This window comes from Candidatus Brocadia sinica JPN1 (assembly GCF_000949635.1).
Classification (GTDB): Bacteria; Planctomycetota; Brocadiia; order Brocadiales; family Brocadiaceae; genus Brocadia; species Brocadia sinica.
In genome coordinates this window covers 2,464,584-2,479,839 of the sequence record NZ_BAFN01000001.1, presented here as the reverse complement: position 1 = coordinate 2,479,839, position 15,256 = coordinate 2,464,584, and the positions used below count along the sequence as shown (strand labels likewise).

The 15,256-nt window shown below is 44.2% G+C and carries 10 protein-coding genes and 1 pseudogene; 7 read left to right on the top strand and 4 right to left on the bottom strand.

Going from position 1 to position 15,256, the window contains the following annotated elements; translation table 11 throughout:
- Window positions 1-251: 251 nt before the first annotated feature.
- The 5 genes and pseudogenes from BROSI_RS20525 to hdh all read left to right on the top strand — a co-directional run bounded on the left by BROSI_RS20525 (window position 252) and on the right by hdh (window position 7,289).
- A complete protein-coding gene (locus tag BROSI_RS20525; RefSeq protein ID WP_052563894.1) occupies window positions 252-1,178 on the top strand; it encodes a DNA methyltransferase in 927 nt (308 codons plus the stop codon).
- 9 nt (window positions 1,179-1,187) lie between these two features.
- On the top strand, window positions 1,188-2,228 hold the full coding sequence (locus BROSI_RS20520; protein ID WP_052563893.1) for a DNA methyltransferase: 1,041 nt from the start codon (window positions 1,188-1,190) through the stop codon (window positions 2,226-2,228).
- Window positions 2,229-2,453: 225 nt separating this feature from the next.
- A pseudogene (locus BROSI_RS11230) lies at window positions 2,454-4,227 on the top strand (IS1634 family transposase).
- A gap of 513 nt (window positions 4,228-4,740) precedes the next feature.
- Window positions 4,741-4,959 carry a hypothetical protein gene (locus tag BROSI_RS11225; protein WP_052563892.1) on the top strand — a complete coding sequence of 73 codons (219 nt, stop codon included), beginning with the start codon at window positions 4,741-4,743 and terminating at the stop codon, window positions 4,957-4,959.
- Window positions 4,960-5,543: 584 nt separating this feature from the next.
- Entirely contained in the window at window positions 5,544-7,289 is a 1,746-nt protein-coding gene (hdh, locus tag BROSI_RS11215; RefSeq protein ID WP_052563890.1) for a hydrazine dehydrogenase, read from the top strand.
- Window positions 7,290-7,398: 109 nt separating this feature from the next.
- Here hdh and BROSI_RS11210 read toward each other — a convergent pair whose 3' ends face one another.
- Window positions 7,399-9,027, bottom strand: coding sequence for a sigma-54-dependent Fis family transcriptional regulator (locus BROSI_RS11210; protein ID WP_052565798.1), 1,629 nt, complete (start codon window positions 9,025-9,027; stop codon window positions 7,399-7,401).
- 291 nt (window positions 9,028-9,318) lie between these two features.
- Between BROSI_RS11210 and thiL the strand changes: the two genes are divergently transcribed.
- Both thiL and tsaE read left to right on the top strand, forming a co-directional pair.
- Window positions 9,319-10,251 carry a thiamine-phosphate kinase gene (thiL, locus tag BROSI_RS11200; RefSeq protein ID WP_052563888.1) on the top strand — a complete coding sequence of 311 codons (933 nt, stop codon included), beginning with the start codon at window positions 9,319-9,321 and terminating at the stop codon, window positions 10,249-10,251.
- A gap of 122 nt (window positions 10,252-10,373) precedes the next feature.
- A complete protein-coding gene (gene tsaE, locus BROSI_RS11195; RefSeq protein ID WP_052563887.1) occupies window positions 10,374-10,844 on the top strand; it encodes a tRNA (adenosine(37)-N6)-threonylcarbamoyltransferase complex ATPase subunit type 1 TsaE in 471 nt (156 codons plus the stop codon).
- 614 nt (window positions 10,845-11,458) lie between these two features.
- Here tsaE and BROSI_RS11190 read toward each other — a convergent pair.
- The 3 genes from BROSI_RS11190 to BROSI_RS11180 form a co-directional block, all read right to left on the bottom strand.
- Window positions 11,459-12,343 (bottom strand): hypothetical protein, encoded by an 885-nt coding sequence (locus BROSI_RS11190; protein WP_052563886.1) that lies wholly within the window; start codon window positions 12,341-12,343, stop codon window positions 11,459-11,461.
- The gene (locus BROSI_RS11185) at window positions 12,340-13,314 is read right to left on the bottom strand and encodes a putative metal-binding motif-containing protein (protein WP_052563885.1); all 975 of its coding nucleotides are present in this window, start codon (window positions 13,312-13,314) and stop codon (window positions 12,340-12,342) included. Before BROSI_RS11185 ends, BROSI_RS11190 begins: the two co-directional genes overlap by 4 nt.
- A 520-nt stretch (window positions 13,315-13,834) precedes the next feature.
- Window positions 13,835-14,986: an IS3 family transposase gene (locus BROSI_RS11180; RefSeq protein WP_082059179.1), complete on the bottom strand. Its 1,152-nt coding sequence runs from the start codon at window positions 14,984-14,986 to the stop codon at window positions 13,835-13,837.
- Between the last annotated feature and the right edge of the window lie 270 nt (window positions 14,987-15,256).

Here is a 15,256-nt window from a genome sequence, read left to right as displayed (position 1 = left end):
CGATTTCGATCTGACTTATGACTTATCAATACTTTACGACGCATTTTCCCCTTAACTTGCCCCCTTACTCTTGTTGTTTATTTCACATGTTCTTCCATAGCACATTGAATTTTATGCAGTACAGACCAATCTGAAGAATACGAAACAGTAATCTCCGGGAAATCTATGACAAGAAAAAAGAATACAGGATCAAATTCGAAACCTATCGAACAATACGAACACAAAGATAAAGAAAGGCTCAATATCCACCCGTGGGCCTGGTGGATGCACACGCCGATAATGGCGGGCAAAAGAAGAAAAAATACCAATACGACCCCCATCTTGACCCGCAACTGCAATGGGCGGGCAAGGCAGAACATACCAACTTTGAAGTGCCCACCGTAAGCCTGCATGTGCACGAACGCATTGATCCGAAGCGAATAATTGAAACCGTAAAAATGTCCCCCGCTGGCGGGGGCAGGGGGTGGAGGCAACTGAGTTTGTTTGAAGAGCACAAGAAACCCCTGCGGGAAGCCATTGAATTTTACAAACACAAGGAAGGCTGGAGCAATCGCCTGATTACGGGCGATAGCCTGCTCGTGATAAATTCTTTGTTAGAAAAAGAAGGCATGGGTGGCAAGGTGCAGATGGTCTATTTCGATCCGCCCTATGGCATTAAATACGGCAGCAACTTCCAGCCCTTTGTAAACAAGCGGGATGTGAAAGACGGCAAAGACAAAGACCTGACCGCCGAGCCGGAAATGATAAAAGCCTTTAGAGATACATGGGAACTGGGCATCCACAGCTACCTCGCCTATTTGCGTGACCGACTCCTGCTTGCAAGAGAACTTCTGCACGAAAGCGGCAGTGTGTTTGTGCAGATCAGCGATGAGAATGTGCATCACGTGAGGGAATTGATGTCGGAGGTTTTTGGGAGTGAAAATTTTGTGTCGCTTATAAAATTCAGAAAGGAAACAATACCTTTAGGTACAAAATATTTAGAGGAAGTTTGTGATTTCATAATTTACTATTCAATGAGTAAAGACAAATTAAAGTATCGTCAATTGTTTGGAGAAACAAATGTTGAGGGAAATAGTCATTGGAATTATTATGAAACTAAAGAAGGAAAGAGAATCAAAATAAACATTGACGAAATCAACAATCACAAACTTTTACCTAAGGGCGTTGACATTTTATGATATGTAGCAATGCATCCTATAGGTTACGATGCAAATAGGGTTTTCCCAGTTAAAATTAAAGGCAAGGAATATTTACCACCGAAAGGAAAAAGTTGGAAAACCGATGAACAGGGATTTGAAAGATTGATTAAAGCAAAAAGAATAGAGCCTTATGAAGATGGTGAAACAATAAATTATGTTTTAAAACTTAGCGATTATTCAATCACACCTATTACATCTCTTTGGGCAGATACATCTGCTCCTGTTGGAATTAAGTATGTAGTTGAAACAAACACAAAAGTAATTCAACGCTGCCTTCTCATGTCCACTGACCCAGGTGATCTTGTCCTGGACATTACCTGCGGCAGTGGCACAACGGCTTATGTGGCTGAAAATTGGGGTAGACGATGGATCACCTGTGATACCTCAAGGGTTGCCATTACCCTTGCCAAACAGCGCTTATTGACTGCAAGTTTTAATTACTACGAACTGGCGCATCCCAATGAAGGCGTTGGCAGCGGTTTTAAATACAAGACCGTTCCGCACATTACCCTCAAAAGCATTGCCAACAACGAGCCACCCGCACAGGAAACATTATATGACCAGCCGTTTATAGACAGCAAACGATTACGGGTAACCGGCCCCTTCACGGTTGAAGCCGTTCCAACGCCAGTGGCAAAATCGTTCGAAGAATTCGAGTCCTCCCCCCACCCCCTCCAAAGGGGAACAAATCTTCCACCAGCGGGGGATACAGGAGGAGAACTTACTGCCGATACATCCATTGCCCGCAGCGGCGAAACCCTGCGCCAAAGCAATTGGTGGGATGAACTGCTTCGTACAGGCGTAAGGGCAAAAGGCGGCAAGCTGATTGAATTTACAAGAGTAGAACCGCTCAGCGGCACACGATATTTACAGGCAGAGGCTGAAACGAAACTGTCCCCCTCTGGAGGGGGTAAGGGGGAGGAACCAAAACGGGTATTAGTTTGCTTTGGCCCCGAGCATGCACCACTGGAGCAACGCATGGTGGAGTTAGCCCGACCTTCGCAATTCGAGGGGTGTATAAGCCGCTAAGCCAGTAAATTCAAGGGATCGTGGAAAAAGGTCGGCACTACAAGCCGTTTTGAAGATTCATCCCTTTAATATCAAGGGTTTCCCAGCTATACATGCCCAAAAATAACCATTTTTGGGTATTTGTCTCCTGGAAACCATTGATTTTACTGGGGTCGATTTCAAAAACGGCTTGTAGTGCCGACCTACCCTCTTGACGACTTCACGGTGGCGTGAGAAAATGTCCGCATGTTTTTACGAGAAAAGACACGGACAAAAGACGGGAAAACCCACCGGTATTGGAGCGTAGTAGAGAACCGTCGGATCAGCGGAGGCAGAGTGATACAGCGACAAGTGCTCTACCTGGGAGAACTCAATGACAACCAACGAGCGGGGTGGGTTCGGACGATAGAGGCAGTCGCGGGTGAAAAGCCCACAGCAAGACAAGTGGCATTATTTCCGGACGACCGGGAAGCCTTGCCCATACCGGATTGTGAGACCGTCCAGGTGAGGTTGGACAAAATAGAATTGCGCTGTCCCCGGCAATGGGGAGCAAGTTGGTTGGGATTATATTTGTGGGATATGTTGGAACTGGACATCTTTTGGAGGAGTCGTCTGCCATCAAGCCGGAAGGGGACAAGCTGGCTGAATATGCTCAAGGCGCTTGTCTGTTACTGGCTGATCGATCCGGGAAGCGAATTTCGTTTTCACCGTGAGTGGTATGTGCGTAGCGCAATGGGAGATTTGTTGGGGGAAGATGATTCGCTGGCACAGAAGGACAAGCCGTATCGTTGTTTGGATTTGCTGCTTGAGCACCGCGACGAGCTGTTTGGTTTTTTAAAAGGGCAATGGGGCAAGCTGTTTGGCGCGAAGGAAGTATGATGTGCTGCTGTATGATTTGACGAGTACGTATTTCGAGAGTGAACCGCCGGCGGCGGATGCTGTGAGTAAAAAACGTTTTGGGTACAGTCGTGACAAACGTTCGGATTGTGTGCAGGTGGTAGTGGCGTTGGTATTGACGCCGGAAGGGTTTCCCGTCGCCTACGAAGTATATCCCGGTAATACAAGAGACACTGCGACATTAGAGGAGTTTCTGGATCGGATAGAAAAGCGGTATGGGAAATTTCGGCGCACCTGGCTCATGGATAGAGGTATTCCAACGGAGGAGGTGTTGGAAAAGATGCGTGAGCGGGGGATTGATTATTTGGTTGGTACTCCGAAGGGGCATTTGACGCGGGTAGAAAAACCGTTGCTTGAACAGACGTGGATGCAGGCGCGGGAAAGCGTCCGTGTGAAAATTCTTCAGCAAGAGTCGGAGTTTTACGTTTACGTGGAAAGCCAGGACCGGGTGGCCAAGGAACGTTCCATGCGTTGGCGCAGACTCAGACGTTTGTGGGCGGGTTTGCGCGAACTTCGCAATCGAAAGGTCCTCACGCGCGATGATCTGCTCATGCATATTGGCGCGTTAAAGAAAGAAGCCGGACGAGACTTCAGATTGGTCAATATTTCCATTCCCAAACCGCAGGAGCCGGTCAATGAAAATACGTTCCGGTTCAGTTTGGATCGGGAACGCCTGAGGCAGGCGTATCGGCGCGAGGGGCGTTATTTGTTTCGTTCCAACATGCAAGCCACCGCACCAGAAACCGTGTGGGAAAATTATTTGCTGTTGACGCGGATTGAACAGGCATTCAAGGATTTAAAGGGATCGCTTTCCATCCGCCCCATATGGCACCAATTGGAAAGGAGGATTGAAGCCCATATTTTTGTCTCCTTTTTGGCATTCTGTCTCCACACGACGCTGCGAAATCTTGCGCGGGGACGAGCCGCAGGGCTTACATCCGAAGCAATTTTGGAAAAACTATCGAGCATTCAAATGATTGACGTTCATTTACCAACCACAGATGGCCGTCACATTGTCATGAGCCGCTATACACAGCCGGAAAAGGATGTTGTTCTCCTTTTGGCACAATTGGGATTGATGCTTCCTGAACAACCTCCGCCCAAGATTTATGCATCAGGATAGGTCGGTCTGTAGTGCCGACCTTTTTACATGACCCCTTGATTTTCATGGCTTAGCGGTTTGCCTACCCCTCGAATTGCGAAGGTCGGGTTAGCTCTCTTGAACCACGGTCATTCATTCGCTGTTTATAAGGAGAAATTTATCGTATATAATCATAATCTACTGAAACTACACATCTGAATCCACTGGCAGTATTGTAATTTGTTGTACTTTCACTCTGCTCAACCCACCTCACCCAACGTAACATTGCCAAGAATCTTCCCTGTTCAAGACAACCCCCTTTCATTATGTCCTCGCTACGAAATATCGTAGATAAAAACCCAGATTTTCGTAATTTTTTTAAATTTCGTAAGCATATTTATTGGTTCTTTGTAAGTCACAACCCGTTGATATCATGGTTGTTGAGTTTTACTTGAATATGTTGGTATATAGTTTGTTTTTGAAAAATACAGAACAAAAAGAAGCGAATATAACATCATTGTATATTTCACGGTTATTGAGAAGGGAGGCGATGATGTGGAGAAAGGCTTACAAGGTTGTCAGAAGGCCATGACAGTACATACCGTTACACAACAAACATTTTTCAGGAAGAATTGCTATGAGGACTCTCTTTTAGGAACCATAGCCCTGTTTCTTATCGCATGTATATTAACTGGCGTTTTCGCAGTGAACGGAAACAAAGGTGACTGGGGTTTTGAACCAAAGAATTACCGTTATGCCTTAATCGAGGGTTAAATAACTTCAATGTTGGAGACATGGTTAAATCCAGATATAGCAAATTCAGCAATGGCAAGATCTACCTGGACACTTGTTTGGTGGGAAAAGACCTGAAATCTAAAGATATAGCAGATGGCAAAGGTAATATATTACTATCGGGAAAATAAGGTTGTTCATTCAAGGTTTAAGGTTGTAAACGATTATGCCACAAAGACACAAAAACTTCATCTAATTGTGTCTTTATGGCAAGAGAAAGGGGGAAAAATGTTAGCAGCACTCTCTCTATTGAAAAGATTTGCGGTTCTCATTTTGGTACCATTTGCAATTTTTCTTTTGCCATCTTTTCTTTATGTCATCATCGTACTCAGTTTGGGGAAAATATTGTATCTGTTCAACTGCATATATTATTTTCGATACAAAACTCATTGCAACTCGTAATTCTCTTCTTCTTATGAGAAAAATATGTATGGCTGTGTAAACATTCGTCAGGAAAGGGAGGTGATTAATATGCTTACAGAAAATCTTGTTTTATAGAAAAATTGTTGAATGGTTGAGTGATGGTTATTTTACGCCACGATAAAGATGTGAGAAAGGAGGATATAATGTGTAGATTTTGGAAATGGACTTTGACGTCAGCATTAATAGGTTGTGGGACGATGGGTGTAGTAGCCAATCTGATGACAAAAGAAGCAAAGGCCGTAGAAATCATCACCCACTGGGTGCCTCATGAAGTGTATGGTGTGCCCGGTGAGCCTGATAACAACGGTAAGGTGTTCTTTTCTGGTTTAGGTGCAAAATACATGGGATATCCGAAGCATGAGAATGCTCCGCCTTATCCTGGAAAATACAGCAAGTTCTGGAAGACATTACCTGCATATCGTTATTACATTCCTGATTATATGTACAACAGGGATGAGGTAAGGCCTTCAAACCCAATCAAAGGTACGTTTCAGTTAGAGCAGTGTATTGCATGCCACTCGGTTATGACTCCGGGAATTGTAAGGGATTATAAGAAGAGCGCTCATTCGAGGGCAGAACCGAGCCCAACGGGTTGTGACACCTGTCATGGCAATAACCACCAGAAGCTGACCATGCCGTCATCCAAGGCTTGCGGCACCAGTGAATGCCACGAGACGCAGTACAGCGAGTCTGGCCAGGGTGGTATTGGTTCGCATGCTTCCTGTTCGAGCTTTGCCCAGGTGGAATGCGCATGGTCAATTGAGAGACCGCCAGGGGATACGGCAGGTTGCACATTTTGTCACACCAGCTCAGAAGAAAGGTGCAGCACCTGCCACCAGAGGCATCAGTTTGATCCGAAGGTTGCAAGGAAGGCAGAGCAATGCAAGACATGCCACTGGGGTAAGGATCACAGGGACTGGGAGGCTTATGATATTGGTCTCCATGGTACCGTATATCAGGTGAACAAGTGGGATCCAAAGCAGTTCGACTTCTCAAAGAAGTTGGCTGATGCAGATTATGTTGGTCCAACCTGCCAGTATTGCCATATGAGGGGTGGTCACCACAACGTACAGAGATTCAGCACGGTATATACCAGTATGGGTATGTCCATGGCTGACCGTGGCGCTCCGATCTGGAAAGAGAAGAGGGATCGTTGGGCATCAGTGTGCGACGATTGTCACTCACCCAGGTTTGCAAAGGAAAACTTACAGGCCTTGGATGAATCCGTTAAGGATGCAGGTTTAAAGTATCGTGAGACATTCAAGGTAGCTGAAGACCTTGTCAAGGATGGTGTTGCTGATCCAATGCCAAAAGATCTGTGTCCTGACTGGTCAGGTCAGCATATCTGGAGTTTGAAGATCGGCGCATATCATGATGGTCCTGAATACGGTGGAAAGACTGGTGAGTCAGGTGAGTTCAGGATGTCGAACTGCTCAGATATTGAAAGGCTGTGCTTTGAAAGTGTAGGATACTTCCAGACATACATCTACAAGGGTATGGCACACGGTTCATGGAACGATGCTACGTACTCGGATGGTTCGTTCGGTATGGATCGTTGGTTGGTCAATGTGAAGCAGGATGCTTCTCAGGCAAGGAGACTTGCAGCCATCGAGAAGAAGGTTGGCATTACCTGGGTTCCGGAGAGTTTCTGGAAGACGGGCGAATGGCTTGATCAGTTGACAGGTCCTTACATTGTGAAGAATCACCCTGGAAAGACGATCTTCGATCTGTGTCCGGATCCAGGTTGGTTAGATACGCACCATGCGCCTGCTGAGGAAGTTGAGTACATCAACAGAAAATTGCTGGAGTTAGGCATGAAGGATGGTAAACCTCATCATGGTGAAGGAAAAATTGACGAAGGCGCAAGATCAATGGGGAAGACGCATTAATTTGTAATATCCGTTTTCCCGTATGTAGTGATGAATGAAAGGGAGCTGTGCGATGTTTGCACAACTCCCTTTTGTTATATGAAAAATACGTAGGGTAAGGTTTTCCCGACTAAGATCGTTTCTGAATTCCAAAGGCCTTCATTTGAGATGCAAGGGTGGTAGGTTTCATGCCGAGAAGTTCTGCTGCTCCACCAGGGCCGGACACCTTCCAGTTTGTTTGGTGGAGTGCAGCCAGAATATTTTCTTTTTCCAGCTTTTTTAAATCCTCATACGTTAGGATTTCTCCGGATCGTTCTACGCCCTTGACGTAATAAGGCACAATCGGTAAGGCCTTTTCGGTAGACGTTTCCGGCAAATCTATCCGCAACTCCCTTCCTTTCGATACAATTACTGCGCGCTCAATCACATTTCGCAGTTCTCGTATATTTCCAGGCCAGTCATAGTTCCAGAGTTGAAGAATGTGCTTTTCCTTCAAAGGCAATTCTTTTAATCCCATGCTCTGACAAATCTGTTTTAAAAATTCTTTTGCTAAAAGAGGTATGTCTTCCTTCCTGTTTCGGAGAGGAACAATTTCCAGGGGAAAAGCGCTTAATCGAAAGTAAAGGTCCTGCCGAAACCGTTTTGCTTCCATCTCCTTTTTCAGATCCCGATTGGTAGCGGCAATTACCCTCACATTTACCCGGCGGGTCCTTTCCTCTCCAATCCTTTCATATTCGCCTTCCTGAAGCACGCGCAGTAACTTGCTTTGTAGTTCCAGGGGTATATCTCCCACCTCATCAAGAAAAAGAGTCCCCCCGTCTGCAAGCTGAAATCTCCCTGTCCGATCCCTAAGCGCTCCCGTAAATGCTCCTTTTACGTGTCCAAAAAACTCGCTCTCAAAGAGTTCACGTGGGATGGAAGCACAGTTGACTTTAATGAGAGGGTGATTTTTTCTTCTGCTTCGTTGATGAATTGCCAGGGCGATCAGTTCTTTTCCCGTTCCAGACTCTCCATGAATAAGAACCGTTGCGTCTGTAGGCGCTACCAGCTCTATTTGCTGAAGGGTCTTTTGCAATGCCGGACTCTGTCCTACAATGTTTCCAAAGGTAGCCACATCCCGGACTTTGTCGCGAAGATATTCATTTTCTAGTTCCAACTGGCGGCGTAATTGTTCGATTTCCTCAAATGCCCTGGCATTGGCAATAGCTGATGCAGCGTTGTAAGCAAAGGTTCGAAGCATGATCAGGTGTGATTGATCCAGTACTTTTCTGCTGAAAAGAGCGAGCACGCCAAGAATCTCATCCCGAAACACTAATGGTTGGCCGGCGAAACTGGCTATCTTTTCCCGTTTTGCCCATTCAGTATCCAGCAACCAGTTGGGATTTTCGATGATATCGTTGCGTAAAATAGCCTTACCGGTCCCTCCAATATAACCTATTTTCCCTGTGGCAGTGATGTTGTCCGGTTCTTCAGTATAAAGAGGGAAGCGTTTATAATGACCTTTAAGCCAGGTGTAGCGTTGTTTACTGTGAAGCGATAGACCATTGCTTGCCACCAGATGTAAGCATTTCGTCTGATCAGGACAATTTTTTAACCAGGGGCAGACATTGCATAGGTCGCCAGGTCCTATGATCCAGATTCTGGCAAGAACAACATTAGGATCGTCAGCCAACCCATTCACGATATTACAAAAAACAACATCCACTGACCGTTCATTGGCTACTGACAGGGCGATGGATTGAAAGAATTCGATATTCATGACTTCAAGTGTAAACAATGATTGATGCGGTTTCAACGATATTTCGCAATCTACGAGATATTAAGAGGCAAAACAAAAAAAATAAAATCTCGGGGAAAAAGAGGTGGTCTTTTGGTTGCGGCTGTGCTGTATTAAGATATTTTTTTAATCCTGATGGTCCGTGTTCATCTGCATCCAAAGCAAAAGAACACATACTAATAAATTTAAAATGTTGAGCCAAGCAAGTTAAAGATGCTATAGTATCTCTCTGCAAAATTCTTTTTACATGTTTAACACCAACAGATGACCTTTATGGGTGAATTTTCATTTATAGAATGGATTCGTAAGCGGCAGAAACGGCGTAAAGATGTAATGCTGGGTATAGGGGATGATTGTGCGGTTATAAACGTTGCTTCTGATAAATTAACCCTGATTACAACGGACATGCTGGTGGATGGCACACATTTTGATTTGAAAAAATGTACCGTCAGAGATGCTGGCAGGAAGGCAATTGCCTGTAATATCAGTGACATAGCTGCAATGGGGTGTCAACCAACGATTGCCGTGATCTCAATTTGTTTCCCTCAGCATACCACCGAAAAATTTGCGAGGGAACTCTATAAAGGTATATGGGATGTTGCAGATAAGTATAATATCGAAATCGTAGGAGGTGATATCATTAGCGGCAGCAGCCCCTTCTGTATCAGCGTTACCATGTTGGGGAGGGATGATGGATTAAAACCCATCAGGCGTTCGGGTGCAAAGGCAGGAGACAAGATACTGGTAACGGGGGCACTCGGAGGATCGATTCTTGGTAAGCATCTTTCTTTCGAACCTCGACTGAAAGAGGCGCTTGCTTTGAATAAGAACTTTACGATACATGCCATGATTGATATCAGTGACGGATTGACGGCAGATTTAAATCACATCCTGGAAGAGAGTGGCGTTGGCGCCATTTTATACGAAGATCATATTCCTGTCTCTCATGCAGCAGTGGAATTATCAAGAAAAACTGGGCATACACCACTGTATCATGCTTTATCAGACGGTGAAGATTATGAATTGTTGATGACGTTATCGAAGGCGCAGGCAAAAAGGGTCTTATCATCCGGTTTGCTTGCCGATGTAAAGGTAAGTTGCATTGGAGAAATTGTGACACCASGACTACGCGGCATTCAGATGAAATCTTCCAGTGGCAATATCCGCCGTATAAAGCCACGTGGGTACGAACATCTGAAATCATAGCGAGCATAGCCACTGCAAATTAACACCCGTGTTTCTCCACCTCAGCGAGGGAAGGGAAAAAACTTACCTAAAAGGAAAGTTTTTATACCAGTATTACTATTTGGTAAAGATGTTTGTTAACCATGAAAAAAAAAGAATTGATTGTGAAAAGTGTGAGTGTGGAGGAAACAGTGAGGTTTGGCAAAAAGCTCGGTATGCTATTATCACCAGGGGACGTTATTGCCCTGGAAGGTGAACTTGGCGCCGGAAAGACTACCCTGGTAAAAGGTATTGTTCAGGGACTGGGCATTACAGACAGGAGAGTGGTGAAAAGTCCTACGTTTTCATTAGTGCATAAATATAAAGGGCGTATTTCGGTTTATCATTTCGATGCATACAGGCTGGAAGATACGCAGGAGATGCTGGACATTGGGAGTGATGAAATGATCTATGGAAATGGTGTGGCTATTGTGGAATGGGCGGATAAAGTGTCCGGATGTTTACCCAGAGAGTATCTGAAAATAACGTTAACAGCCGTTTCCGAAAGTGAAAGGAAAATGGAGATATGTGGCTACGGAAGCCGTTATGATAAAATAATAAACAATTTATTATAGTCCGGACATGATTTCTTGTGCCATATGCATAACGCAACAAGCTGCAACCAAATGTTTGAATTTGTTTTAAATCAATCTAATTCAAAACACGTCTTGCACCATACAAAAGATATGCTGTCGGGACATTCATTGAAATAAACGGGAGCAGGTATCTAAACGAGTTATGCATCCTGTACGATAAAGCACAATTGACACAATAATAATCGTAACGATAATTACAAGAGTGCCTCATCTATAGAACTTTCATTGTTCGCCTCCCGTGCCGTCTACATCAAAAGAACAACTGTTCTTTCATTCTTTCTGTGGAGCGCCTTTAATAAATCTGCCACCCACAATGAATGCACGTTAGTAACACAATATACCCTTGATTATTACAAATCCCCCGCCATACGTGTGTAACCAGGTACTTGGTTCAGAATCGATGACTTCATAGCTTCCTGCGGGCACATAGGTATTGGGATGCGATACCCAGGAACGAAAGTCGGTCGTTCCTGGAAATGGCCCATACATGAGAAATGAGTTGCAATTGTATAAAGCATGTGTTCCTGCTGGCTGGCCTTCATCACACCAGTGATAGGTACGGATTTCCGTGATATATGCATCCTGCGGTATAGTTATAAATGTTGTACCAGGATTACCGCAGACCACCTCGAAAATATTATACGTAGCACTATTTCTACGGCTTCTGTGTTCGATGGTATGAGTTCGTTGACCATAGAGACAACGTCATTAAGGATTTTCGCTTCTGCCTTATGGCCGGGAGCCATATAAGACTTTATAAAATTATGGCCACCCCAGATATCGCCCCAATTGAGAGGGCCGAAGAAATTGTCAAGATTCGGTGGTAATGCAGATAGAATGCTGTTGATGATAAAATCTTCGTTAATTGTCGTGTAGGGACCTCCACCGGCAACGTAACTGTCTGGATTTGCCACCGATACCATGCCAAATCCATCGATATATTGCGGGTCTATGCCAAGATATGCAATGTTGCCATACAGATTACCCTGAGAATGCGCGACAAGCACAATCATTTTGCCTTCACTTAGATAGGTATTATACAAAGCAATATGCTCTTGTACCGATGGGTTGGCGCTTACTACAGCAGCGTCAACCTCCTTTGCTATCGTAAGTATTTTATCTTGAAGGAAGTCTGGCATGATATCCCATTCGGCAAGATAGTTCCAGAACAGACTGTAGTTCGTTTGTAAATCTTGTTCAAATGTCTCCAGCAGGTCTTCCAAATAACCATTGGAGGGATTGTAAGCTAATTTGTATGTTATCATACCTTCCAAGTTTGTTCCTATTATATGTTTTTCTAGCCGTTTTTGTAATACTATTTTACTCAAGTTGGCATTTTCCACATCATTCCACACACCGTTGCCAAAAAAGACAACGACCTCTGGTTGACATTGTTGCTCACCCTCACCATAAACCACACCTGACAGAGCAAGGAAGCTAACAAGAAGTACTCTATTGGATATCCGTCGGATGTTCATTGGTCACCTCCTGTATCATCTACATCAAAAGAACAACTGCCCTTCCATTCTTTCAGCGGAGCTCCTGAAATTACTCTGCCGCCCAGATTGTCACTGTACGTGATGTATGCCATGCTCCGTTCCCTGGTATTCAGTATTTTTGCGCGCAGTGCATTACAAATGTCTATAGCTTCCTCATCTTTAAGGTAAAAAAGACATTCAACATTGCGATGCATCTTTGTTGCATGATCGTAGGAAGCCTCTCGGTCGTTAGCATCTTTGAGCACGCCCTGGAACTCAATAGCATAATATGTAAGACCTAATCGAAGTTTCTTGTCATCGGGGTAGGTAAAGTATATGTACCTTTGAATGTCATCACGTACCCCATCGCCATCCGTATCTATCCCAAGCAGTGTTTTCTTTCCTTCCTCACCGGGATCGGGCGGGAGGTTTACTCCTGTATCATCATCCGGTGTCAATGCGTTACAGTCATCATCAATGCCGTTCTTCTTGATCTCTGTAGCTCCCGGATTTACGGAGGAGTTGTTATCATCACAATCCCCATCGACTCTCGTAAAACCATCGCCGTCAAAGTCGACATCCCCATCTTCTGCAAGTACCTGGACGGTTAATGCCCCTCCCGGTTTGCCTTTTACGGTAACTTCAATCGTATTTATTCTGCCGTCAAGGGTCTTCTCTACGTCTACTATTTCTACATTTTGATGAAAATTGGATGAGTCGATGATGGTCTCTCCATTTAATACAATATCTGCATTGCTTACCTTCTTGTTGTCTGCTCCCTCAAGACCGCCATTGGTCACCCGTATAGTAGCGGGACCTTTAATGCCGGAGAATGTGTTTGTCCGCGCTTTGGGTGATCCGGTCTCGCGCACATAGGTGTGTTCAAAAACCGTAACTACATCTGCCATCAGGTCTGTTGCCAGAAAAAAAAGAAGAACCATGATATTCGCGTACAAAATAAACTTTCTCATACTTTGCTCCTGTCAGGATATTCATTGAAATAAACGGTCAAAAACGTGCTAAAAAAAAGTTTTTATAAGGTGATACTATAGTATCCATCCATCGGATGTTCATTGGTTATCTCCTGCATTGTCTACATCAAAGGAACAACTGTCCTTTCCCTCTGTAAAACAAAAGAACAACGAGACTACCTTTGATGGTGTGCATAAACGGACTCCTCATTATGATGGTTAATGAAAATGATCGTCCGGTGAGACGCATCTTAGCACAAAGGATTTTACACGATGAAATTAATCAACAAGGATTCAAGTTCCTCGCTTCCTCTCTATGCCTTTTGGTCTGTTAGCACAAATTAAGGTGTACCCCATTGTCTAGACAATTATTTAATAAAAATAAGATAGAATTTTAGTATTGTTTATGCGAAGTATCTTTTAATTATTTGATGAGCAGGAAAACGGAATGGAGCGGAGCGGAATGGAGTTTTTCTGCTCATCCGCTGTGCATTTCTCCGTTCTTGCTTTCTTGCCATTTTTACCCGGTCAGTTCAAGAGTATTTACCATCTCTCCTTTCCGTGCCTTTTTGTTACTACAATACAGCGTTGCTGGCGCTCTGTATTCAAGCGACTGATGTAATCTCTCGTTGTTATAAAAATCAAAATACCTCCTTAAACCATCCACTGCCTCTCTTACCGTCTTATAGTCTTTTAAATACACCTCCTCGTATTTTATCGACCTCCACAAACGCTCTATAAAAATGTTATCAAACACTCGTCCCCTTCCATCCATGCTGATCTTTACCCCGGCTCCCTCTAATTTCCCAGTAAACGCATTGCTCGTAAACTGCGATCCCTGGTCCGTGTTAAATATCTCAGGGCATCCCTTCCTTATTGCCCTGTCTAATGCTTCCAGACAAAATCCCACATCCAGGGTTATTGATGTCTCCCACGACAGCACATACCGACTATACCAGTCCATTATTGCCATGAGATATACATACCCCTGATTGAGCCGTATGTACGTTATATCCGCACACCACACGTGATCTGGATACTCTATACTCAATCCTCTGAGTAAATATGGGTATTTCTTGTGTCCTTCACCTCCTTTACTTAGCCAAGGCTTCGGATAGATCGCATATAATCCCATCTTCCTCATTAACCGTTTTACCCTCTTAGGGTTTACCTCATGCCCTTCCTTTCTTAACCATGCCGTCAACCGCCTTACCCCATAAAACGGATACCCCGTATAATACTCATCTATCAGGTTCATCAATTGAAGATTATATGCACTCTCACCAATCGCCTTATAATAAAAGACTGAACGGGATATCCCCAGTAACTCACACTGCCGACTTACACTTATCTCCTCATTTTCTGGCTCTATTAACCTCTTCCTTTCCTCAACCGTTGATCCCAACTTTTTTTTCAGCCAATCCAGTTCAACCTTCAATTGCCCTATCTGCTGGTACAACGACGCACGCAATTCATCCTCCTTTCTGGCATCTTGCACCTTCTTCAGCGAAAATATCCTCGGTATCTCTTCTATTACCTGCTTCTTCCACTGTGCTATCTGCGTTGGGTGTACCCCATATTGCCCTGCTAGCTCGTTTGCAGTCTTCTCCCCCTTTATCGCTTCTATCGCTACTCTCGCCTTAAATTCCCCATTATATTGCTTCCTCTCCACCTCTTATTTTATACCCCCTTTCCAAACCTTTTTCTCTTCCATGCCTGCCTTTAGCCAGGCATGATTTTCTATCTTAACATACTGTCCAGTTTTTGGGGTACATTATATAACCATGTTAAAACCTTTTCCGTTAAGAACGACAATAGAGTTATATCTGGAGGATATAAAGAAATACCCTGAGACTGTTTCATCTCCCATTTCTACAGAGGAATTTATAGAATTCCTGAAAGATACAGAACCGGAATGGTACAAAACACTAAAAGGGGGTTT